At 53.3% G+C, this 23195-nt stretch carries 19 protein-coding genes; all 19 read right to left on the bottom strand.

The window, feature by feature from the left end; all coding sequences use genetic code 11:
- Positions 1 to 4: 4 nt before the first annotated feature.
- The 19 genes from secA to cra all read right to left on the bottom strand — a co-directional run bounded on the left by secA (position 5) and on the right by cra (position 23142).
- Positions 5 to 2710, bottom strand: coding sequence for a preprotein translocase subunit SecA (gene secA / locus NNN64_RS03545; protein WP_271440504.1), 2706 nt, complete (start codon positions 2708 to 2710; stop codon positions 5 to 7).
- A 60-nt stretch (positions 2711 to 2770) separates the two neighbouring features.
- Entirely contained in the window at positions 2771 to 3277 is a 507-nt protein-coding gene (gene secM, locus NNN64_RS03540) for a secA translation cis-regulator SecM (protein ID WP_271440503.1), read from the bottom strand.
- A 406-nt stretch (positions 3278 to 3683) separates the two neighbouring features.
- Complete coding sequence (lpxC, locus tag NNN64_RS03535) at positions 3684 to 4601, bottom strand: UDP-3-O-acyl-N-acetylglucosamine deacetylase (protein WP_048212691.1); 918 nt, start codon at positions 4599 to 4601, stop codon at positions 3684 to 3686.
- A gap of 100 nt (positions 4602 to 4701) precedes the next feature.
- Positions 4702 to 5853 (bottom strand): cell division protein FtsZ, encoded by a 1152-nt coding sequence (gene ftsZ / locus NNN64_RS03530; protein ID WP_003018753.1) that lies wholly within the window; start codon positions 5851 to 5853, stop codon positions 4702 to 4704.
- 61 nt (positions 5854 to 5914) lie between these two features.
- Positions 5915 to 7177, bottom strand: a complete 1263-nt coding sequence (gene ftsA, locus NNN64_RS03525; protein WP_003018755.1) for a cell division protein FtsA — start codon at positions 7175 to 7177, stop codon at positions 5915 to 5917.
- Positions 7174 to 8007 (bottom strand): cell division protein FtsQ, encoded by an 834-nt coding sequence (gene ftsQ / locus NNN64_RS03520; RefSeq protein WP_271440502.1) that lies wholly within the window; start codon positions 8005 to 8007, stop codon positions 7174 to 7176. Before ftsQ ends, ftsA begins: the two co-directional genes overlap by 4 nt.
- A gap of 1 nt (position 8008) precedes the next feature.
- Positions 8009 to 8929, bottom strand: a complete 921-nt coding sequence (locus NNN64_RS03515; protein ID WP_271440501.1) for a D-alanine--D-alanine ligase — start codon at positions 8927 to 8929, stop codon at positions 8009 to 8011.
- Positions 8922 to 10397, bottom strand: a complete 1476-nt coding sequence (gene murC / locus NNN64_RS03510) for a UDP-N-acetylmuramate--L-alanine ligase (RefSeq protein ID WP_003837436.1) — start codon at positions 10395 to 10397, stop codon at positions 8922 to 8924. Before murC ends, NNN64_RS03515 begins: the two co-directional genes overlap by 8 nt.
- A 51-nt stretch (positions 10398 to 10448) precedes the next feature.
- Positions 10449 to 11516 (bottom strand): undecaprenyldiphospho-muramoylpentapeptide beta-N-acetylglucosaminyltransferase, encoded by a 1068-nt coding sequence (gene murG / locus NNN64_RS03505; protein WP_271440500.1) that lies wholly within the window; start codon positions 11514 to 11516, stop codon positions 10449 to 10451.
- Positions 11513 to 12757, bottom strand: coding sequence for a cell division protein FtsW (gene ftsW, locus NNN64_RS03500; RefSeq protein ID WP_271440499.1), 1245 nt, complete (start codon positions 12755 to 12757; stop codon positions 11513 to 11515). The genes murG and ftsW overlap by 4 nt, the downstream gene beginning before the upstream one ends.
- The gene (murD, locus tag NNN64_RS03495; RefSeq protein ID WP_271440498.1) at positions 12757 to 14073 is read right to left on the bottom strand and encodes a UDP-N-acetylmuramoyl-L-alanine--D-glutamate ligase; all 1317 of its coding nucleotides are present in this window, start codon (positions 14071 to 14073) and stop codon (positions 12757 to 12759) included. Before murD ends, ftsW begins: the two co-directional genes overlap by 1 nt.
- A gap of 2 nt (positions 14074 to 14075) precedes the next feature.
- A complete protein-coding gene (gene mraY, locus NNN64_RS03490; RefSeq protein ID WP_137383724.1) occupies positions 14076 to 15158 on the bottom strand; it encodes a phospho-N-acetylmuramoyl-pentapeptide-transferase in 1083 nt (360 codons plus the stop codon).
- Positions 15152 to 16510, bottom strand: a complete 1359-nt coding sequence (gene murF / locus NNN64_RS03485; RefSeq protein WP_271440497.1) for a UDP-N-acetylmuramoyl-tripeptide--D-alanyl-D-alanine ligase — start codon at positions 16508 to 16510, stop codon at positions 15152 to 15154. Before murF ends, mraY begins: the two co-directional genes overlap by 7 nt.
- Complete coding sequence (gene murE, locus NNN64_RS03480) at positions 16507 to 17994, bottom strand: UDP-N-acetylmuramoyl-L-alanyl-D-glutamate--2,6-diaminopimelate ligase (protein WP_271440496.1); 1488 nt, start codon at positions 17992 to 17994, stop codon at positions 16507 to 16509. The genes murF and murE overlap by 4 nt, the downstream gene beginning before the upstream one ends.
- On the bottom strand, positions 17981 to 19747 hold the full coding sequence (gene ftsI / locus NNN64_RS03475; protein ID WP_271440495.1) for a peptidoglycan glycosyltransferase FtsI: 1767 nt from the start codon (positions 19745 to 19747) through the stop codon (positions 17981 to 17983). The genes murE and ftsI overlap by 14 nt, the downstream gene beginning before the upstream one ends.
- A gap of 15 nt (positions 19748 to 19762) precedes the next feature.
- On the bottom strand, positions 19763 to 20128 hold the full coding sequence (ftsL, locus tag NNN64_RS03470; protein ID WP_000625651.1) for a cell division protein FtsL: 366 nt from the start codon (positions 20126 to 20128) through the stop codon (positions 19763 to 19765).
- The gene (gene rsmH / locus NNN64_RS03465) at positions 20125 to 21066 is read right to left on the bottom strand and encodes a 16S rRNA (cytosine(1402)-N(4))-methyltransferase RsmH (RefSeq protein ID WP_271440494.1); all 942 of its coding nucleotides are present in this window, start codon (positions 21064 to 21066) and stop codon (positions 20125 to 20127) included. Before rsmH ends, ftsL begins: the two co-directional genes overlap by 4 nt.
- Before the next feature lies 1 nt (position 21067).
- A complete protein-coding gene (mraZ, locus tag NNN64_RS03460; RefSeq protein WP_271440493.1) occupies positions 21068 to 21526 on the bottom strand; it encodes a division/cell wall cluster transcriptional repressor MraZ in 459 nt (152 codons plus the stop codon).
- A gap of 611 nt (positions 21527 to 22137) precedes the next feature.
- Positions 22138 to 23142 carry a catabolite repressor/activator gene (cra, locus tag NNN64_RS03455; protein ID WP_016151689.1) on the bottom strand — a complete coding sequence of 335 codons (1005 nt, stop codon included), beginning with the start codon at positions 23140 to 23142 and terminating at the stop codon, positions 22138 to 22140.
- Positions 23143 to 23195: the final 53 nt, after the last annotated feature.

Here is a 23195-nt window from a genome sequence, read left to right as displayed (position 1 = left end):
TTTCTTAGCTCAGACGGCCATGACACTGCTTGTATTTTTTACCGGAACCGCAAGGGCACGGATCGTTACGTCCCACTTTACGATCGCCGGTCTGTGCAGCCAGCTCTTCTGCAACAGCAGACTCATCATCTTTGTGGCTCAGTTGCTGCATCTGCGCTAAACGCTCAGCATCTTCGCGACGCTGCTGCTCCATTGCTTCGACTTCTTCAGGCATACGCACCTGCACTTTGCTCAGGGTGCTGATCACTTCATATTTCAGTGACTCCAGCATAGAGGCAAACATGGAGAAGGATTCGCGTTTATATTCCTGCTTCGGATCTTTCTGCGCATAACCACGCAGGTGGATCCCCTGGCGCAGGTAATCCATCGCCGCAAGGTGCTCTTTCCACAGGGAATCGAGCGTTTGCAGCATCACACCTTTTTCAAAGTGACGCATCATTTCTGCGCCTACGACTTCTTCCTTGCGATGATAGACCTCTACAGCGTTGGCGAGAATACGTTCACGCAGCGTCTCTTCATGCAGTTCAGGCTCTTTATCCAGCCACTCTGAAATCGGCATTTCCAGATCGAAGTCGTTTTTCAAACGTTCCTGCAGACCCGGAATATCCCACATCTCTTCCAGAGACTGAGGCGGAATGTACGCATCAATAGTCGCTTTGAAGACATCTTCGCGAATACTGTTGATGGTTTCACTAACGTCAGTCACGTCCAGCAGTTCGTTACGCTGGGTATAGATAGCGCGGCGCTGGTCATTCGCAACGTCATCGTATTCCAGCAGTTGCTTACGAATATCGAAGTTACGGCTCTCTACTTTACGCTGGGCATTAGCAATAGCTTTCGTTACCCATGGGTGTTCGATCGCTTCGCCTGGCTTCATACCCAGTTTACGCATCATGCCTGAGACACGGTCGGAGGCAAAAATACGCATCAGCGCATCTTCCATCGACAGGTAGAAACGAGAGGAACCCGCATCACCCTGACGGCCGGAACGACCGCGTAACTGGTTATCGATACGACGAGATTCATGACGCTCAGTACCGATGATATGTAAACCACCGGCAGCCAGCACCGCGTCATGGCGAACCTGCCACTCGGCTTTGATCTGTGCAATTTGCTCTGGCGTCGGATCTTCCAGCTCGGCAACTTCTGCCTGCCAGCTACCACCCAACACGATATCAGTACCACGACCGGCCATGTTTGTGGCAATAGTGACAGCTGACGGGTAACCCGCCTGAGCGACGATTGCCGCTTCGTTAGCGTGGAACTTGGCGTTCAGCACGTTGTGCTTGATACCCGCTTTGTTCAGCTCGTTGGAAACCACTTCAGACTTTTCAATGGAGATCGTACCCACCAGCACCGGCTGACCATTCGCGGTACGCTCTTTAATATCTTCGATAATGGCCTGAATTTTTTCCGCTTCGGTCATGTACACCAGATCCGGTAAATCCTTACGAATCATCGGACGGTTAGTTGGCACCACTACGGTATCCAGTTTGTAGATAGAGCTGAATTCGAACGCTTCAGTATCTGCCGTACCAGTCATACCGGCCAGTTTTTCGTACAAACGGAAGTAGTTCTGGAAGGTAATGGAAGCCAGCGTCTGGTTTTCGTTCTGAATTTCTACGCCTTCTTTGGCTTCAACAGCCTGGTGCAGACCGTCGGACCAACGACGCCCCTGCATGGTACGACCCGTGTGTTCGTCGACGATGATAACTTCGCCGTCTTTCACAATGTAGTCTACATCACGGGTGAACAGCACATGTGCGCGCAGTGCGGCAGTCACGTGATGCATCAGCATGATGTTGCCCGGAGAGTACAACGACTCGCCTTCATCCATAATGCCTTCTTTCACCAGCAGTTCTTCAATCAGAACCAGACCACGTTCGGTAAGGTTAACCTGGCGCGCCTTCTCATCGACAGAGAAGTGGCCTTCGCCCTGGAACGTGTCAGAATCTTCCTTCTCCTGACGGATCAGGTTTGGAATGATTTTGTTCACTTTCTTGTACATTTCCGAGCTATCTTCAGCCGGGCCGGAAATGATCAGTGGAGTACGCGCTTCATCAATCAGGATGGAGTCGACCTCATCCACCAACGCATAGTGCAGTTTACGCTGAACGCGCTCTTCCGGGCTAAACGCCATGTTGTCGCGTAGATAGTCAAAGCCGTATTCGTTGTTGGTACCGTAAGTGATGTCAGCGTTGTAAGCTTCACGCTTGGCCGGTGCTGGCAGACCTGACATATTGATACCTACGGTCATGCCGAGGAACTCAAACAGTGGGCGGTTATTTTCGGCGTCACGCTGAGCCAGATAGTCGTTCACGGTAACCACGTGTACACCTTTCCCGCTTAATGCGTTCAGGTAGGCCGGCAACGTTGCGGTCAGTGTTTTACCTTCACCGGTACGCATTTCAGCGATACAGCGATCGTTGAGGACCATACCGCCCAGCAACTGCACGTCAAAGTGACGCATACCGAACACACGCTTACTGGCTTCACGGACGACCGCGAATGCTTCCGGGATCAGGCTTTCAACGCTGGCGCCTTTTTCCAGACGCGCGCGGAATTCCGCAGTCTTCGCTTTCAGCTCGTCATCGGAGAGTTTTTCCATCTCCGGTTCCATCGCGTTAATGACGTTGACTACTTTGCGCATACGACGCAGCGTACGCTCGTTACGGCTACCGAATACTTTCGTTAATAATTTGATTAGCATAATAAAATCTCAAACGCCCCGCGGTGCGGAGTCAAAAATTATAAGTTGGAAGGTTCTTTTTTAGCTGAGGCGTTGAGGGCCAGCGCGGATCCCCTGCTGCTGGCTTATCCAGACAGGAACACTAAACGCGGCCTGAGAAGTGAAATGGGCATATGTCACGCGACTGACAGTCGCCGGTGGTCTGCCTTCCTGCGTCAGCAGCGCGCTGAGCGTATTCAGTAAAGCAAGATGATGCGCCTGGATTGGCAAAGGTTCTTCGGCAACGGGCAGTGCCTGAGGAGCCATTGCAAAGGAAAGATGACGTATAACCGTACGAATGGCATGCTGGTGCCAGTAATCGACAGTAAAATTCGGGCGACGGTTAGTGGCTTCCAGCAAAGCAAGCTGGCTAAAGTTAACCTTAGCGGATTGATCGTGGTTGCTGGCGGTCGCTTTCGCGGGCGTATTCGGTTCAGCGGCATTACCGATCGCGGGCAGGCCAAAACTCGCCGCGACCATCCCTAATAAGAGATGCGGCCAGAAGTACCGTCTGCCTAACTGTCGCCAGCGCGTCAGTATTCCACTCACGTTAGTGCCACCTAATCTACCCTGCATTTGGGGTTTTAAATTCAAAACGATTTTTGCGCACAAATCTTATCATTAAAGCGTGCACTCCACAGCAGTAATGACAGCAAGTCGCGGTTAAATATGCTTAAGAAAGCATCGATCGCGCTGTATTTTAATCTGACAGCGGGGGAAAAGTCGCATCGGAAAAGACGGTGAGCTATCGGAGGATAAAAAAAACGACTGGCTCACCTGGCCGGAGAGAGTGCCAGATTTACCAGTCGAATTTATGCGACAGATATACACTTCATCTTTCAAGCTGCCTCTTTGTTGGCTGCTTTCTCTCACCCCAGTCACGTACTAGGGTACGCTCCTGTGGATTCGTTCAGTTGCCGCCTTGATGCAACTTGAATGATTTTGTGTATAGTTATTATGCCAGTACGGTCGAAGGTGCTTTGAACGCCAGCGGCAGTTCTGCGTCGTCCTGGAAGGTCACATATTCCCAGGCTTCCTGTTTTGCCAGGACCGCCTGCAACAGTTTGTTATTCAATGCATGACCGGATTTATACGCGGTAAATGCACCAATAATGTTGTGACCACACATGAACAAGTCACCGATCGCGTCGAGCATTTTGTGACGAACGAATTCATCTTCAAAACGCAGGCCGTCTTCGTTCAGTACGCGATAATCGTCAACAACGATGGCACAATCGAAGCTGCCGCCCAGGCACAGGCCGCGGGACTGCAGATATTCGATATCACGCATGAAGCCGAAAGTACGCGCACGGCTGATCTGGCGCATGAACGCATCAGCAGAGAAGTTCATCGCATAGCGCTGCGTGCTGGAGTCGATCGCCGGGTGGTTAAAGTCGATGGTGAAATCCAACGTAAAACCATTATACGGCTTAAACTCAGCCCACTTGTCGCCATCTTCGACGCGAACAGTCTCTTTGATGCGGACAAATTTCTTCGCACTGTTCAGTTCTTCAATACCTGCGTCAAGCAGCAGGTAGACGAACGGAGCAGCACTACCATCCATGATCGGGATTTCCGGGGCATTAACCTCAATAACGATGTTATCGATACCTAAGCCCGCCAGAGCAGCATTAAGGTGCTCAACGGTTGAAATCCGCACATCATGCTCGTTGACCAGACACGTACAGAGCATGGTATCACGCACAGATTTGGCATCGGCCGGGAAATCTACCGGAGGATTCAAGTCGGTGCGACGATAGATGACCCCGGTGTTGGCCGGCGCAGGGCGTAATGTCAGGGTGACTTTTTTGCCGGTATGTAAACCGACACCAGTCGCCTGAACGATACGTTTAAGAGTCCTTTGTTTGATCATCGTATAATCTCGCCAAATTACCTATCCAACCGAAGTGTACTATACATTCGGTGGGCCAGTTTAGCACAAAGAGCCACAATTCCCAAATTCCAGCTAATTCTTAATCAGCTTGCTTACGCAGGAATGCAGGGATATCCAGATAATCCGGTTCTTTAGTGGTCTGCGGCGTATTGTCGTTAACCACCTTCGCTACCGGCTTCTGCTCTTGCGTCAACGGCGCCATACCGTGCTGCTGGTAACGATCCATTACCGGCTGCTGAACCTGCTTGTTGGTCACCAGTGTGATTTCAGGACGCTTGTCCATACCAATTCCAGTGGCAACAACAGTAACGCGCAGTTCGTCGTTCATATCCGGGTCCAGAGAAGTACCGATAACCACGGTCGCGTTATCCGATGCAAATGCACGAATCGTGTTACCTACGGTTTCGAACTCATCCAGGCGCAGGTCGAAGCCCGCAGTAATGTTTACCAACACGCCACGCGCACCAGACAGATCGATATCTTCCAGCAGAGGCGAAGAGATAGCCATTTCAGCCGCTTCTTCAGCGCGATCTTCACCACTTGCCACGCCAGAACCCATCATCGCATAGCCCATTTCGGACATTACGGTGCGCACGTCTGCAAAGTCGACGTTCATCAGGCCCGGACGGGTGATCAGTTCAGCGATACCCTGGACTGCGCCTTTCAGCACGTCGTTCGCTGCGCCAAACGCATCCAGCAGGGAGATACCGCGACCCAGCACTTTCAGCAGTTTGTCGTTCGGGATAGTGATCAGAGAGTCCACATGTTTGGACAGCTCGGTGATACCCTGCTCCGCAAATGCCATACGCTTTTTGCCTTCAAAATTGAAAGGCTTAGTCACGACAGCAACGGTCAGAATACCTAAATCTTTTGCCACTTCAGCAACCACTGGCGCTGCACCGGTCCCGGTACCGCCGCCCATGCCTGCTGCGATAAACACCATGTCTGCGCCGTCAAGCGCTGCACGCAGAGCTTCACGATCTTCGTCTGCCGCATTGCGACCGACTTCCGGGTTTGCACCCGCGCCCAGACCCTTGGTGATGCCGCTACCAATCTGAATGGTCTGTCCAACCGCCGTTTTACGCAACGCCTGAGCGTCGGTATTCACCGCAAAGAATTCAACACCTTCGATGCGCTCACGCACCATGTGTTCAACGGCATTACCGCCGCCGCCGCCGACGCCGATGACTTTAATCACCGCGTCATTGGTCAGTTCCATAGGTTCAAACATAGTTTCTCTCTCCGTTGTGCCTGTCGCCTGAGACCGTAATCGATGCCGGTCTCATAAAAAATTAAAACTCTTTTCGCAGCCAGCTATTGAGTCGTTTAATCCACGAGCCAACTGATGCCGTTACACGTTTTTCAACTTCAGCTTCACCACTTAAATGGGATTCTTTCCCGTAATGAAGCAACCCCACTGCCGTTGAATAATACGGCTCCTGGGCATAATCTGTCAGACCGGTAATATTGAGCGGCGCACCAATACGCACCTGCGTATGGAACACACGCTGAGCGCAGGCCGCAAGACCTTCAATTTGCGCAGCACCACCGGTTAACACAATCCCCGCCGCCAGATGATGTTTCACACCCTGCTGGCGAAGTTGTTCCTGTAATTGCAAAATTTCTTCGTTGACCAGGTTAAGCAGCTCGGTATAACGCGGCTCAATGACCTCAGCCAGAGTTTGACGTTGCAGACTGCGTGGCGGACGACCACCGACGCTTGGCACTTCAACGCTCTCATCTTTGCCAACGATAGAACCCAGCGCACAACCATGACGAACTTTAATGGCTTCAGCATCGCTCGGCGGCGTACCAAAGGCATACGCAATGTCGCTGGTGACCACATTCCCTGCATAAGGGATTACTTTGGTATGGCGCAACGCCCCGCCAGTATAAACGGCGATGTCCATTGTACCACCACCAATATCGACCACGCAGACACCCAGCTCACGTTCGTCTTCCGTTAACACGGAATAACTGGCTGCCAACCCGGCAAATATCAGTTGGTCAACTTTCAGTCCACAGCGTTCAACGGCTTTGACGATATTCTTCGCCATGTCGTTGTGGCAGGTAATCAGATGTACTTTTGCCTGCATACGCACGCCGGAAAGACCGACCGGATTTTTAATACCTTCCTGGTAGTCAATCGCGTATTCCTGTGGAATAACATGCAGTACACGATGCTCATCGCGCACACGTACGGATTTTGCCGTATGCACAACATTTTCCACATCTTCCTGGGTCACTTCCTCTTCGGAAATGGGCACCATACCAATTTCATTCTGACAGCTAATATGTTTACCTGAAAGCGCCAGATACACCGAGGAAATCTGGCAATCTGCCATCAGTTCAGCCTGGTCAATGGCGCGCTGTACGCATTTCACCACTGACTCAAGGTCATTCACCCCGCCTTTATCCATACCTCGCGATGGGCAACTGCCCACGCCAATGATATTGACCATACCGTCGGGCAGAACTTCCCCTACTAAAGCGGCTACCTTCGCGGTGCCAATCTCCAGTCCAACTACCAGTTTTCTGTCCGTCGCCTTGATCATTGTTGTTCTGCCTGTGCCTGATTCTGTTGCTGATTAGATTCCTCAGGAGGCAAGGGAACCCAGCCTACTGCTGCTCCTGAGTCATAACGCAAATCAACGTAGCTAATCCGTTTGCCATCGGTTTGCGCCTGCTGCTGTAAAACCGGGTAGAGTTCCACAAAGCGAGCCAAACGTTTTATCGTATCGCCCCTGCCCAGATTGAGCTTAATATCGTTATTAAGCGTTAACTGCCAGGAACGACGAGCGGTCATCGCCGCTTCCTTCAGGGTGAATCTATCCTTAGCCAGCACCTGCCCCATATCGCGGAACCCTTGCAACACTTCACTTGCGCTGCCTTCAGGGCCATACAACATAGGTAATACCTGCTTGTTAGCCCGACCGGTTGGTATGCTGAACGTATTTCCATCGGCATCCACCATATGTTGGTCATTCCAACGCGCTATCGGCACATATTCAACCAGATGAATCTTCAATTCATCAGGCCACTGCTTTCTGACACTCGCCTGCTTAATCCAGGGGAGACGTTCAATCTGACTTTGGATGATGTTCACATCCTGGGTCATAAAGGTTCCCGGTGCGCCAAGCGCCAGGATGGACTGCCGAATATCGTCATTGCGCGTGTAGTGTCGCTCACCGGTCAATACCAGCTTCGACAATGGCAAACGTTGCGCATCTTCCATCCATCCCAACACGACCCAGCCGCTCACAAACACGGTGCACAGCACTGTCAGCAGAAACAGAATTCCTGCAAGACGCGTTCCATTATTGCGGCGTGAGGAGGCTACCTCGTCTTCATCACCGTTTCGCGTGTTCAGCGCAGCCTGCGACATATCAGTCCGCCAACTCCAGAATTCGTACCACCAACTGCGAGAAGCTCAGCCCCGCCTGACGCGCCGCCATCGGCACCAGGCTGTGGCTGGTCATACCCGGAGAGGTATTCGCTTCCAGCAGATAAAACTGGCCATCGCTGTCCAGCATGACGTCAATACGGCCCCAACCTTTACAGCCCAATGCGTTCCACGCTTTCAGGACTAATGCCTGTAATTCGGCCTCCTGGTCAACTTCCAGACCTGCAGGACAGAAATATTGTGTCTCATCAGACAGATACTTCGCCTCATAATCATAGAAGGTTCCCGCGGGTTGGATACGTATTGACGGTAAAATTTCTTCGCCAAGTATCGCAACTGTGAATTCCGGTCCACTGAGCCATTTTTCAATCAGTACTTCTTCATCATGCTGAAAAGCCAATGCTAATGCAGCTTGCAAAGCATTTTCTTCTTCAACTTTTGACATCCCTACGCTGGAACCTTCACGGCTTGGCTTCACAATCAACGGCAAGCCTAACGCAGAAATTCTCGTAACCACTTCATCGCTAAGTCCTTTTTCAAACTCAGCACGGGTCAATGCTACCCATGGCGCAACGGGCAATCCTGCCCCCTGCCACAGCAGTTTGCTGCGTAGTTTGTCCATTGAGATAGCCGATGCCATGACACCGCTACCGGTATAAGGCAAACCAATCTGCTCCAGCATGCCCTGTAACGTTCCGTCTTCACCACCTCGGCCGTGCAGTGCAATAAACACTTTCTGAAAACCCATCGATTTCAGAAGCGTAACGTCGACCTCTTTTGGGTCAACCGGATGTGCATCCACACCGCCTTCGCGCAAACCCGCCAGCACTGCTGCGCCAGAATTCAACGACACTTCTCGCTCTGCGGAGGTTCCCCCTAACAGGACCGCGATTTTATCAGCCATGTTGTTCTTCCTCCGGGTTTTGCGGCTTCAGTTTGATTTCAGCTAAGGAACGCGCGATTTTGCCGATATTTCCAGCGCCCTGCACCAAAATCAGATCATTACCGGTTAATACCGGTGCCAGCATTTCCGCTACCTGGGCCGGATCGGACACCAGAATAGGATCGATCTTTCCGCGACCGCGAATGGTACGGCACAGCGAACGGCTATCGGCCCCCGGAATTGCAGCTTCACCTGCGGCATACACGTCCAACATCAGCAACGCATCAACCTGTGTCAGCACGTTGGCAAAGTCGTCGTACAAATCGCGTGTACGTGTGAAGCGGTGCGGCTGGAACAACATCACCAAATTTTTGTCCGGCCAACCTGCGCGTGCGGCTTTGATCGTGGCATCGACTTCCGTTGGGTGATGTCCATAGTCATCGACCAGCATCGCCGTTCCGGCTTTACCGTTTACTGGCTCAAGCGGGAATTCACCCAGGAAGTCAAAGCGGCGTCCGGTACCCTGGAAACTTTCCAGCGCGCGCAGAATCGCGTCGTCTTCAATACCCTCTTCCGTTGCCACTGCCACGGCTGCCGCCGCGTTCAAGGCATTGTGACGACCAGGCGCGTTCAACGTCACACGCAAATCGGCCATCCCCTGACGCAGCAGCGTGAAGTGACCTTGTGGGCCAATCTGTTGATAATCTTCTACGCGAACGTCAGCATCATCGCTAAAACCATAGGTGGTGGTCTGACGCCCGACGCGCGGCAACAACTCGCGGATTACCGGATCGTCGACACACATCACCGCACGCCCATAAAACGGCAAGTTGTGCAGGAAATTAATAAACGTCTGCTTTAAATTTTCGAAGTCGCCATGGTAGGTATCCATATGGTCAGCTTCGATATTGGTGACAATCGCCACCATCGGCTGCAAATGCAGGAACGACGCATCGCTCTCATCGGCTTCCGCAATCAAATAACGGCTGTGACCCAGACGTGCATGCACACCTGCTGCCTTTACCAGACCGCCGTTCACAAAAGTCGGATCGAGGCCCGCTTCTGCATAAATACTGGAGACCATCGCAGTGGTCGTGGTTTTACCGTGGGTCCCGGCAATGGCGATGCCGTGACGAAAACGCATCAACTCTGCCAGCATCTCCGCACGGCGGATCACCGGGATACGCGCTTCATGGGCCGCAACAATTTCCGGGTTATCCGCAGAAATAGCGCTGGATACCACCACCACGCTCGCATCACGAACGTTTTCCGGGCGATGGTTGAAAAAAATCGTGGCACCCAGATTCGTCAGTTGCTGCGTAACCGGATTCGGCGCTAAGTCAGAACCGCTGATCTGATAACCTTCATTGGCCAAAACTTCGGCAATACCGCCCATACCAGCACCACCGATGCCGACAAAGTGGATGTGCCGAACGCGACGCATTTCGGGCACGATGGAACGCAGTTTTGCCAGTTGTTGTGTATTCATTCTTTAGCCATTAACTTCTCAGTTCATGCGATGCAAAAGGCATCACCACAATTACACCCGGGCAGCCCGGCTCACTTCAGTTGCAACCCGCTCAGTGGCATCCGGTATGGATGCGGCGCGAGCACGCTCTGCCATGGTTAATAAAGTTTCTCGTGACCACCCGGACAGGGTGCTGACGACGGCATCCACAGTAAACTGCGGCTGCTCAAGAATTTTGGCTGCGCCCGCTTTCTCCAGCGGCAGCGCATTCCAGTACTGTTGTCTGTCTTTATGTTGAAACGGCACGAACAGCGCGGGTAAACCTGCGGCAGCAATCTCACTCACCGTCAGTGCGCCTGAACGACAGACCACCACATCCGCCCACGCGTAAGCTGCTGCCATATCATCAATAAATTCAGTGACCTTATGCTGTGGTTGCCCCGCGTCTGCGTAAGCCTGTTCCACGGTTTGCTGCGCACCTTTACCACTCTGATGCCAGATAGTCACTGCGTCGCCAAGTTTTGCGGCGACCTGCGGCAACGTCTGGTTCAGCACACGTGCGCCCTGCGAACCACCGACAACCAGCACCCGCACCGGACCTTCACGACCAGCCAGACGTTCTTCGGGTAACGGCAGTGCAAGGACATCAGTACGCACTGGATTCCCCACCACTTCCGCATTCGGGAAAGCGCCAGGGAAGGCCTGCATCACCTTCGTCGCGATCTTCGCCAGCCATTTGTTCGTTAACCCGGCGATACCGTTCTGCTCATGCAGCACGACCGGAATACCTAACGACCAGGCCGCCAGGCCGCCAGGGCCAGACACATAGCCGCCCATGCCCAGCACCACATCGGGCTTAAACTGCTTCATGATGGCGCGGGCCTGACGCCAGGCATTAAAAATACGTACAGGTGCAGCCAGCAACGCGTTGAGGCCCTTTCCGCGCAAACCGGAGATGCGAATAAAGTCAATGTCAATGCCATGCTTCGGCACTAAGTCCGCTTCCATACGATCGGCGGTGCCCAGCCAACGAACCTGCCAGCCCTGGGCCATTAAATGGTGCGCAACTGCCAGCCCCGGGAAAACATGTCCACCGGTACCGCCTGCCATCACCATTAACCGCTTCGGTTGACCACTCATCGTGCACCTCGTGTAAACGCCTGGGCTTTTTCCAGACGCGTTTCATAATCAATACGTAACAAAAACATGATGGCTGTCGACATGATCAACAAACTCGAACCACCATAACTGATCAACGGCAGCGTCAGACCTTTCGTTGGCAGCATGCCCGCCGCCGCGCCGACGTTTACCAGAGCCTGGAAGCTAAACCAAATCCCGATAGAGCAGGCTAAGAAACCTGAAAAACGGTGGTCAATTTCCAGCGCCTTACGACCGATCGACATCGCGCGAAAAGCGACGAAGAATACCATTAAAAGAGCGAGTACCACACCGATATAACCCAGCTCCTCCCCAATAATGGCGAAGATAAAGTCGGTGTGCGCTTCCGGCAAATACTCCAGTTTTTGGACTGAATTACCTAACCCTTGCCCCCAAACCTCACCGCGACCAAAAGCCATCAGAGACTGTGTCAGCTGATAGCCGCTGCCAAACGGATCTTCCCAGGGATTCCAGAACGAGGTCACACGGCGAATACGGTACGGTTCGGCGAGGATCAGCAGCACGACAGCGGAAATCCCCATCCCGATGATGGCGATGAACTGCCACAATTTAGCACCAGCCAAAAACAGCATCGCCAGCGTCGTGACGAACAGCACGACCACTGTGCCCAGGTCAGGCTGCGCCAGCAGCAGCACGGCCAGAACCAGAATCACACCCATCGGCTTTAAGAAGCCGCGCAGGTTGTTACGCACCTCATCCACCTTACGCACCAGGTAGTTGGCGAGATAACAGAACAACGACAGCTTGGTAAACTCCGCAGGCTGAATACGCAGTGGCCCCAGCGCAATCCAGCGCGATGCCCCGTTAACCGAGCTGCCTACAACCAGAACGATCAGCAGCATGATGATCGACGCGATCAGCATGGTGGTGCTGTACTTTTGCCAGAACTCCATCGGCAGGCGCAGGGTAATCATCGCCAGACAGAACGCCAGAAAAATATACAGTGCGTCACGCTTAGCAAACAGGAATGGATCGCCTGCCAGACGCTGCCCAACGGGCATTGACGCCGATGTCACCATGATAAAACCGATCGCTGCCAGACCAAACGTCAACCACAACAGCATGCGGTCGTACATGATCAGGCTGTCCGCGTCTTTCTCACGCGAAGCCATCACCCAGCCTTTAAGTGCCGCAAAGACCCACGCCAGGATTCCGAGTCCCGGTACGCGCGGCAGTTTCAGACGAGGGAGAGATAATCGCATCAACCCAACTCCTTCGCCAGGTGGGTAAAGACGTCGCCACGTTGCTCAAAATTCTTGAACTGATCGAGACTGGCACAGGCGGGAGACAGTAGTACCATGTCGCCCGGTTTAACACGCGGGGCGAGCAGGCGCATCGCCTGTTCCATGGTTTCTGTTTGTTCCGCCACTTCCGGTCGCAACGCGGCAAGCTGTGCACCATCACGGCCAAAGCAGTACAGTCGAATGCGATCGCCACTCAGGTAACGGCTTAACGGAGAAAAATCGGCTGATTTCCCATCGCCGCCCAACAGCAGGTGCAGAGTACCCTCAACGTGCAGCCCATTCAGCGCGGCTTCAGTGCTGCCGACATTGGTCGCTTTTGAATCGTTGATCCAACGCACACCGTTATGATTCAGTACCAGTTGGAAACGATGCGCCAGGCCAGTAAAGGTAGTCAATGCTTTCAGGCTGGATGCCCGCGGCAGACCCGCAGCATCCGCCAGCGCTAACGCTGCCAGCGCATTGGTGTAGTTATGTTGACCGGAAAGGGTCATCTCTTTCACGTTCAATACTTTTTCACCCTTCACCCGCAGCCAAGTTTCACCCTGCTGGCGGTTAAGGTGATAGTCACCCATATTGATGCCAAAGCTCACACAGCGCTCATCGGCACCGCGAACCGGCATAGTTAACGCATCATCCGCATTGACTACGCACACTTTCGCATTCTCATAAACGCGCAGTTTGGCTGCACGGTACTGCTGCAGTCCAAACGGATAACGGTCCATGTGATCTTCAGTGACGTTCAAAATGGTTGCCGCGACAGCCCGTAAGCTGGAGGTCGTCTCCAGTTGGAAGCTGGACAATTCCAGAACATACAACTCGCGCTCAGCGTCCAGCAACATCAGTGCAGGCAGGCCGATGTTACCGCCTACACCGACGTTTACTCCGGCCGCTTTCGCCATTTCACCAACCAGCGTCGTGACGGTACTTTTACCGTTTGAACCGGTGATCGCGACAATGGGGGCCTGTGCTTCGCGGCAAAACAGTTCGATGTCACCGACAATCTCAATTCCTGCATCTGCGGCAGCGCTCAGCGAAGGGTGCGCCAGGGCAATACCAGGGCTGGCGACGATTAAATCAGCGGCCAACAGCCAGTCATCATTCAGGCTGCCAACATGATGCTCAACCGCTTCCGGTAATTTATCCAGGCCTGGCGGCGTCGCGCGGGTATCCATGACGCGCGGCGTGACGCCACGTGCCAGAAAGAAATCCACGCAGGACAATCCGGTCAAACCCAGACCGATAATGACGACTTTTTTACCCTGGTAATCAGCCATGATTAACGTACCTTCAGCGTTGCCAGGCCAATCAGGACCAGCATCAGCGAAATAATCCAGAAACGCACAATCACACGCGGTTCCGGCCAACCTTTCAGTTCATAGTGGTGATGAATAGGCGCCATACGGAAAATACGCTGTCCGCGCAGCTTAAAGGAACCCACCTGCAGAATGACCGACAGGGTTTCCACCACAAATACGCCGCCCATGATCACCAGCAGGAATTCCTGACGCAACAGCACGGCAATAATGCCCAGTGCGCCACCCAGAGCCAGTGAACCGACGTCGCCCATAAAGACCTGTGCCGGATAAGTGTTAAACCACAGGAAGCCCAAACCTGCGCCGACAATCGCCGTACAGACGATAACCAGTTCGCCGGCGTGGCGCAGATAAGGAATGTGCAGGTAGTTGGCGAAGTTCATGTTACCGGTCGCCCATGCAACCAGTGCAAAACCGGCGGCCACAAACACGGTTGGCATAATCGCCAGGCCATCGAGGCCGTCGGTCAGGTTGACCGCGTTGCCGGTGCCGACAATCACGAAGTACGCCAGCAGGATGTAGAACAGCCCCAGTTGCGGCATGACATCTTTAAAGAATGGCACCACCAGTTCAGTTGCCGGGGTGTCTTTTCCTGCCAGATACAGCGCAAACGCGACCCCTAATGCAATGACCGACATCCAGAAATACTTCCAGCGCGCGATCAGGCCCTTGGTGTCTTTGCGCACCACTTTGCGGTAGTCATCGACAAAACCGATAATACCGTAGCCAACCAGCACCACCAGCACGCACCACACGTACGGGTTGGATGGGTAGGCCCACAGCAGTACGGAGATAACAATCGCAGTGAGGATCATGATGCCGCCCATGGTCGGCGTACCGCGTTTACTAAAGTGTGATTCCGGGCCGTCGTTACGTACGACCTGGCCAAAGGACATTTTTTGCAAGCGGGCGATCATACGCGGGCCCATCCACAAAGAGATGAACAGCGCGGTCAGCAGGCTGACGATGGCGCGAAACGTCAGATAGGAAAAGACGTTGAAGCCGGAATAATATTTGACCAAATGTTCGGCCAGCCAAACTAACATGTTCCATTCTCCTGTAATGCGCGTACTACCTCTTCCATGGCGGCACTACGTGAACCCTTCACTAAAATCGTCATAATCTGATGTTCTGCAATCAGTGTCTTAAGATGCGCGGCCAACGCGGTTTTATCCGCAAAATGTTCGCCAACGCCGCTGGTGTCGCTGATCGCCTGACTCAGTTTCCCTGTACTCAGCACACGGTCGATGCCCGCAGCTTTCGCTGCCATACCCACCTGTACATGACAGGCTTCGCTTTCCGCGCCAAGCTCTGCCATATCGCCAACCACCAGCACGCGGTAGCCGGGCATTTCGGACAGCACCTGTACCGCTGCGGTCATTGAGCCGACGTTAGCGTTGTAGGAGTCGTCCAGCAGCAGCTGATTTTCTGCCAGTTGAACCGGGAACAGACGCCCCGGCACCGCTTGCAGATCCTTCAGACCCGCTTTCACGGCATCTGGCGTTGCGCCTACCGCCATAGATAGCGCTGCCGCCGCCAGGGCGTTAGCAATATTGTGACGACCCGGCAGGGGCAGCAGAACATCAATGCTTCCGGTTGGCGTTTGCAGCGAAAACTCTGTGCCGTGTGAGGTCACATGAACGTTAGCCGCCGAAAAGTCGCTGTTAGCCGCATTCGGCGAGAAGCGCCAGACTTTGCGATCGCCGATGATGCTCTGCCAGTTCAACCAGTCGTTGTTGTCGGCATTCATAATGGCGACACCGTTCGCTGACAGGCCGGTAAAAATCTCACCTTTTGCCTTCGCCACACCTGCCAGAGAGCCGAAGCCTTCCAGATGCGCGGCGGCCAGGTTGTTCACCAGCGCCGCTTCCGGGCGCGTCAGGCCAACGGTCCAGGCGATTTCGCCCTGATGATTCGCGCCAAGTTCAATAACGGCATAGTCATAATCGTTGTTTAACCGCAGCAGCGTCATCGGGACGCCGATGTCGTTATTCAGGTTGCCCGCGGTATACAGGGTGTTACCACACTGGCTCAGAATGGATGCCGTCATCTCTTTGACGGACGTTTTACCGGACGAGCCGGTAAGCGCCACCACACGAGCAGGAACCTGAGCGCGAACCCACGCCGCCAGCTCGCCAAACGCCTGACGCGTATCTTTAACGATCAACTGGGGCAGATCGGTGTCCAACAGACGGCCGACCAGCAGCGCGCCCGCGCCATTTTCTTTTGCCGTATCGGCAAAATCGTGGGCATCAAAGCGTTCACCTTTCAATGCCACAAATAAACAGCCTGGCGTGACTTTACGCGTATCGGTCGTGACCGCATCAAGGGTCAGATCGCCCCCTTTCAGTTCGCCGCCGAGGATTTCCGCCAGTTGACTGAGCGTTACGCTAATCATGCAATAACCCCCAGCAGACGCGCTGCCGTCACGCGATCGGAGTAGTCGAGACGCTGGGCGCCGACAATCTGATAATCTTCATGGCCTTTGCCAGCGACCAGCACCACGTCATTTTCTTTTGCCTGCATGATGGCGCTAGTGACCGCTTCAGCACGGCCTTCCATTACTTTTGCCTGCCCGGCATCCAGCATACCCGCCAGAATGTCATTGATAATGGCGCGAGGCTCTTCGGTGCGTGGGTTGTCATCCGTAACCACAACGACATCGGCAAACTGCTCCGCAATGGCGCCCATCAACGGACGTTTGCCTTTGTCGCGATCGCCGCCGCAGCCAAAGACGCACCACAGCTTGCCGGTGCAATGCAGACGGGCCGCCTGCAGCGCTTTTTCCAGCGCATCCGGCGTATGAGCATAATCAACCACAACGGTGGTTTTGCCCGGCGCGCTAAACACTTCCATGCGCCCGCAGACCGGCTGCAGCTGTGCCGCCGTTTTCAGTAAATCAGTTAACGGATACCCCAACGCCAGCAGTGTGGCCAGCGCCAGCAGCAAATTGCTGACGTTAAACGCCCCCATTAGGCGGCTTTCAATTTCCCCTTCTCCCCAGGTGGAGGCAAAGCGAATCGTTGCGCCGCTATCGTGATAGTTCACCTCAACGGCTTTCAGCCAACGACCGTGGCAGTTGGGATTGATATGGTTTTCCATCGAGACAGCTACCGCATCCGGCAGCTTCGCCAGCCAGCGGCGACCCACTTCGTCATCCGCATTGACGATAGCCTGCCCACAGTGGTGCGTGGAATACAGCAACCACTTCGCGGCTTCGTAGTGTTCCATATCGCCGTGATAATCGAGATGGTCACGGCTTAAGTTGGTAAATACTGAGGCCGCAAATTTCAGCGCCGCCACGCGGTGCTGAACCAGGCCATGCGATGAAACCTCCATCGCGCCAAAGGTCGCGCCCTGTTCAACCAGTCCCGCCAGCACATGCTGAACGTCAACGGCGGACCCAGTGGTATTTTCCGTCGGGATCACTTTACCCAGCAGGCCATTACCTACCGTTCCCATTACCGCACTGGTTTCGCCAAGCAGTTGGCTCCACTGTGCAAGCAATTGGGTGGTGGTGGTTTTACCGTTCGTTCCGGTCACACCGACCAGACGCATATTTTCAGATGGCTCGTGGTAAAAGCGGCCTGCCAGTGCAGATAAGCGCTCGTTAAGCTGGCTGAGATAGATGACCGGAACGCCGTGCATTTCACGGATTTCGCCGTCTGCGGCCTCATCTTTTGCCTCTGCAATAATGGCAGCCACACCTTGCGCTATCGCCTGCGGGATATATCGACGCCCGTCCGCCTGATGACCCACTACTGCGACAAAGAGATCGCCCGATGCAGCCACACGGCTGTCGAGTGTCATCTCTCGCAGTGCTCGCTCCGGTGCACCCGGCACCCATGGAGCAAGAAGGTCGCGCAAATTACGATCTGCCACCTGTTGCCTCGCCTTGATTATTCACAAATTCATTTTTATCGCCCGTTGTCAGCGCATCCGGCTCGATGTTCATGGTGCGCAGTACGCCGCCCATGATGGCACCGAAGACCGGCGCGGAAACGGCGCCACCGTAATATTTACCCGCCTGCGGATCGTTGATAACAACAACCAGCGCGAAGCGCGGCTGACTCGCAGGCGCAACGCCTGCGGTATAAGCAATGTATTTATTGATATAGCGGCCATCTGGCCCGACTTTTTTCGCCGTACCGGTTTTAATCGCGATGCGATAGCCTTTAATCGCCGCCTTCACGCCGCCACCGCCCGGCAGCGCCACGCTTTCCATCATGTGCACCACAGTGCGTACGGTCGACTCCGGGAAGATACGCTCTCCCGGAACAGGAGGGTCAACTTTAGTAATCGACAGTGGGCGATAAACGCCATAGCTGCCGATAGTTGCGTAGACTCGCGCTAACTGTAACGGGGTTACCATTAGCCCATAGCCGAAAGAGAAGGTGGCCCTCTCTATGTCAGACCACCGTTGTTTTTGAGGATATAAGCCACTGCGTTCTCCGACCAACCCCAAATTGGTCGCTTTTCCCAGCCCAAAACGTGAGTAAGTATCTACTAACGCTGAGGACGGCATCGCTAACGCCAGTTTGGAAACACCGACGTTACTCGACTTCTGCAAAACCCCGGTAAGGGTCAATTCGCTATAACGCGCCACGTCTTTAATTTCGTGACCATTAATTCGGTAAGGAATGGTGTTAAGTACGGTATTTTCACGTACCACGCCACGCTGCAGCGCGGTCATCACCACCATCGGTTTAACGGTAGAACCCGGCTCGAAGACGTCGGTAATGGTACGGTTACGCATTGCGTCTTTCGGCGTACCGGTAAGATTATTAGGGTTGTAAGACGGGCTGTTCGCCATCGCCAGCACTTCACCGGTATTAACATCCACCAGAACCGCACTACCTGACTCCGCCTTGTTAAACGCTACGGCGTTGTTCAGTTCACGGTAGACCAGCGCCTGTAAACGCTCATCAATACTCAGCGCAAGGTTATGCGCCGCCTGGCTGTCGGTAGAGGAAATATCCTCAATGACGCGGCCATAGCGGTCTTTACGTACAATACGTTCGCCCGGTTGTCCGGTGAGCCACTTGTCGAAGCTTTTTTCAACGCCTTCAATCCCCTGGCTGTCAACGTTGGTAAAACCAATGAGGTGAGCGGTCACTTCTCCGGAAGGATAGTAACGGCGGGATTCTTCGCGCAGATGAATACCTGGCAGCTTCAGTTTCTTGATGTAGTCGGCCATGTCAGGGTTTACCTGACGCGCAAGATAAATAAAGCGCCCTTTCGGGTTGGCATTAATTCTGCTGGCCAACTGGTCAAGTGGCAGGTTCAACGCGGTTGAAAGTGCTCTCCAGCGCTCGCCAACGCTCACACCGCCTGCGTCATGAACTTCTTTTGGGTCAGCCCAAATCGCCTTAACGGGAACACTCACCGCCAGCGGACGACCTAAACGATCGGTTATCATACCGCGCGATGTGGCAACTTCCTGTACGCGCAGGGAACGCATATCGCCCTGGCGCACCAGCATGTCTGGCGCGATGATTTGCAGCCAGGCAACACGCCCCAGCAAGAAACCCAGCGCCAGCAAAATACAGCCGCACAGTAACGCAAAACGCCAACTGACAAAGTTGGCTTGTTCTTCCTGACGTTTTGGTTTGTGCGTTTTTGCCGCTGCTTTCATGCGTCGCGTTTATCCTTATTTTTGTACTACGATATTTTCTTGTGAGGGATCAACATGCTGCATTTGCAGCTTTTCCGTTGCGATCCGTTCAACACGGCTATGATCACCGAGCGCGTTCTCCTCAAGGATCAAGTTACGCCATTCGATATCCAGCGCATCTCGTTCCAGAACCAACTGCTCACGCTGCGCGGTCAGTAACCGTGTATGGTGTGCGGTTGTCACGACAGTAACCGCCGTCAAAATAATGCAAATGAACAGGCAGAGTGGCAGCTTCCCAAACCGCAAAAGATCGTCACCGATCACGCCAGGCAAAGCATGGCGCTCGTTGCTTCCTATCGATCCTTTAACTTTGCTGAGGGCTTCTGTCACTCTGCTGATCATGCGTTCGTCCTCTCTGCAATACGCAGAACTGAACTACGGGCACGAGGATTTTCAGCTACCTCTTCTTCACCCGGCATCAACTTGCCTAGTGCTCTCAACTCACGACCGCCCAGTTTTTTGATCTGCGCTTCTGTCATCGGTATTCCAGCCGGAACCTGAGGACCGCGGCTTTGTTCACGCATAAAGCGCTTCACAATGCGATCTTCGAGTGAATGGAAACTAATGATCGAAAGGCGACCACCTGGTGCCAGCACGCTGAGCGAGCTTTTTAGCGCCTGCTCTATCTCCTCCAGTTCACTGTTTACCCAAATGCGCACCGCCTGGAAGGTACGGGTCGCGGGATGTTTGAATTTGTCTTTTACCGGCATTGCTGCTGCAATGACTTCCGCCAGTTCTTTGGTACGGGTCATCGGTTCTATGCGGTTGCGCTCCACGATGGCGCGGGCAATACGTTTGCCGAAGCGCTCCTCGCCAAAGGTTTTAATCACCCAAGCGATATCAGCTTCATCGGCGGTTTGCAGCCATTCAGCGGCAGACTGACCGCGCGTAGGGTCCATACGCATATCTAGCGGACCGTCACGCATGAATGAAAAGCCACGTTCGGCATCATCAAGCTGCGGAGAAGACACGCCAAGATCAAGGAGGATTCCATCGATCTTGCCGGTAAGTCCACGCTCGGCTACATACTCAGCCAGCGCAGAAAAAGGTCCATGAATGATGGAGAAACGGGGATCGGTAATCGTCTGGGCAACGGCAATAGCCTGCGGATCGCGATCGATTGCCAGTAAACGTCCCTCTTCACCAAGCTGTGAGAGGATCAGACGTGAATGACCACCGCGACCAAATGTCCCGTCAATGTAGATGCCGTCTGGACGAATATTCAGGCCATTTACAGCTTCATCCAGCAACACCGTGGTGTGTTTATAATTTTCCATCATCTTATAGAGACAAGTCCTGCAATCGTTCCGACAGCGCGCCGGTCACAGACTGCTCAGCGTCGATATCTTCCTTGACCTGTTGATACCAGGTCGTTTCATCCCACAGCTCAAACTTATTGAACTGCCCAACCAGCATCACTTCTTTTGTCAGTCCCGCGTGTTGTCGCAGAATGGGCGCAATCAATAAGCGACCGGCGTTATCCATCTGACATTCGCTGGCATGCCCCAACAATAAGCGTTGTACGCGACGCTCAGCTGGATTCATGCTCGACAGGCGAGATAGCTTCTGCTCGATAACTTCCCATTCAGGCAGGGGGTACAGCAGCAGGCACGGGTGATGGATGTCAATGGTACAAACCATTTGACCGGTAGCGCTCTCAAGCAGTTGATCCCGATAACGGGTAGGCACCGATAAGCGCCCTTTACTGTCGAGATTAACTAACGTTGCTCCCCGGAACATGCCAGTCTCACCCCCAATTACCACTTTATCCCACAAAATCCCACTTAAAGGAGTTTACGGAGCGGAGGAAAACCTTGTCAAGCAAGTCACGGCGCTCAGCGGAGCAAAAAACCCAATGTTTACGGCTAATATCAGTGTTGAGCAAATTCCGTACAGCAAACGAAGCAAATTAACGTCATGAATATTTGTAAGAAAAAAATCCAACAACTCATCATTGTTTAAAACAACTCAATATCAACCGAGGAAAATATAAAGTGTCAGTTTGCGACGCGAGCGGCATTTTAGGACAATATGCGGCGAGATAACAGTACCAGTTCATCGGTCTGTACGGCCCGTACGGCCAAGGAAGGTGAGAGATTGCCGCAATTCGGCGGCAAAGTGTTTGTTAATTCGGCAAATCCACACAAGCATGTAACAAAATAATACAAACGTAACGCATCGTTACGTATCAATAACCCAAAAAAGGATAGTTGCGTTTTTAAATTAGGATAATTAAAGAATGAATTTCAGATAATTCTAAAGAATATTCTTAAATATAATAAGGTTATTTCTGAGAATTAAATATTTGATGGCATCGAAGCATTCTCCCCAATGCCATCAATAGCAACCACTTAGTTACGGCTAAGGATACCGCGGCGGTACAGATTACGCCGGATACGCGTTAATCCTGGTTTTGGTTTACGCGGTTCATCAAGGCTTGCAAGGACGATCTCCAACACACGTTCAGCCACATCACGGTGGCGCTGTGCTACTGCCAACACCGGGCATTGCAGGAAGTCGAGCAGTTCATGATCGCCAAAGGTCGCAATGGCTAAATCAGACGGCAGTTGCCCATCACGACGCAAAGTCACATCCATCACCCCTTGCAATAGCGCAAATGAGGTGGTGAACAGCGCCTGAGGCATCGGATGCGTTTCCAGCCATTTATCAAACAGCTGTGCTGCTGCCTCCCGTTCATAGCTATTGGCATACAGGAAGTGCACTTCACGCGGATCGTCTTTCCACGCAGTACGGAAACCCTGTTCACGCAGGAAACTGACCGATAATTCAGGGAGCGCCCCCAGGTAGAGCACAGTTTCAGCAGGGAATTTACGCAATTCCTCCGCCAGCATTTGGGCATCATCCTGATCTGCGCCGACAACACTGGTGAAGTGTTCACGATCCAGCGCACGATCCAGCGCCACAATCGGGAATGAACTGTTCGCCCAACGCTGATAGAACGGATGTTCTGGCGGTAATGAGGTAGACACAATAATAGCGTCAACCTGACGCTGTAAAAGATGCTCAATACAGCGCATTTCGTTATCTGGCTGATCTTCAGAGCAGGCAATCAGCAGTTGATACCCACGCTGACGCGCCTGACGTTCCAGGTAGTTTGCAATGCGGGTATAACTCGTATTCTCCAGGTCCGGGATTACCAACCCGATAGAACGTGTGCGTCCAGCACGGAGCCCGGCCGCCACAGCATTGGGGTGGTAATTATGTTCACGCACCACCGCCATGACTTTTTCGACCGTTTTGTCGCTTACGCGGTATTGCTTTGCTTTGCCATTAATAACGTAGCTTGCAGTCGTTCGCGAAACGCCGGCCAACCGAGCGATTTCATCCAGTTTCACAATTGCCCCTTGCGTAAAATGTACAAACCATAACCTTTAAGATGGCATGGGTT

It is taken from the genome of Citrobacter sp. Igbk 14 (assembly GCF_028069825.1).
Taxonomy (GTDB): domain Bacteria; phylum Pseudomonadota; class Gammaproteobacteria; order Enterobacterales; family Enterobacteriaceae; genus Citrobacter.
This window is presented reverse-complemented; position numbering and strand designations above follow the sequence as displayed.

Bases quoted from the DNA above. Each gene is read 5' to 3' on its own strand.
- secA (WP_271440504.1), bottom strand. From the start codon at position 2,710: ATGCTAATCAAATTATTAACGAAAGTATTCGGTAGCCGTAACGAGCGT.
- lpxC (WP_048212691.1), bottom strand. From the start codon at position 4,601: ATGATCAAACAAAGGACTCTTAAACGTATCGTTCAGGCGACTGGTGTC.
- ftsZ (WP_003018753.1), bottom strand. From the start codon at position 5,853: ATGTTTGAACCTATGGAACTGACCAATGACGCGGTGATTAAAGTCATC.
- ftsA (WP_003018755.1), bottom strand. From the start codon at position 7,177: ATGATCAAGGCGACGGACAGAAAACTGGTAGTTGGACTGGAGATTGGC.
- ftsQ (WP_271440502.1), bottom strand. From the start codon at position 8,007: ATGTCGCAGGCTGCGCTGAACACGCGAAACGGTGATGAAGACGAGGTA.
- NNN64_RS03515 (WP_271440501.1), bottom strand. From the start codon at position 8,929: ATGGCTGATAAAATCGCGGTCCTGTTAGGGGGAACCTCCGCAGAGCGA.
- murC (WP_003837436.1), bottom strand. From the start codon at position 10,397: ATGAATACACAACAACTGGCAAAACTGCGTTCCATCGTGCCCGAAATG.
- murG (WP_271440500.1), bottom strand. From the start codon at position 11,516: ATGAGTGGTCAACCGAAGCGGTTAATGGTGATGGCAGGCGGTACCGGT.
- ftsW (WP_271440499.1), bottom strand. From the start codon at position 12,757: ATGCGATTATCTCTCCCTCGTCTGAAACTGCCGCGCGTACCGGGACTC.
- murD (WP_271440498.1), bottom strand. From the start codon at position 14,073: ATGGCTGATTACCAGGGTAAAAAAGTCGTCATTATCGGTCTGGGTTTG.
- mraY (WP_137383724.1), bottom strand. From the start codon at position 15,158: ATGTTAGTTTGGCTGGCCGAACATTTGGTCAAATATTATTCCGGCTTC.
- murF (WP_271440497.1), bottom strand. From the start codon at position 16,510: ATGATTAGCGTAACGCTCAGTCAACTGGCGGAAATCCTCGGCGGCGAA.
- ftsI (WP_271440495.1), bottom strand. From the start codon at position 19,747: ATGAAAGCAGCGGCAAAAACGCACAAACCAAAACGTCAGGAAGAACAA.
- ftsL (WP_000625651.1), bottom strand. From the start codon at position 20,128: ATGATCAGCAGAGTGACAGAAGCCCTCAGCAAAGTTAAAGGATCGATA.
- rsmH (WP_271440494.1), bottom strand. From the start codon at position 21,066: ATGATGGAAAATTATAAACACACCACGGTGTTGCTGGATGAAGCTGTA.
- mraZ (WP_271440493.1), bottom strand. From the start codon at position 21,526: ATGTTCCGGGGAGCAACGTTAGTTAATCTCGACAGTAAAGGGCGCTTA.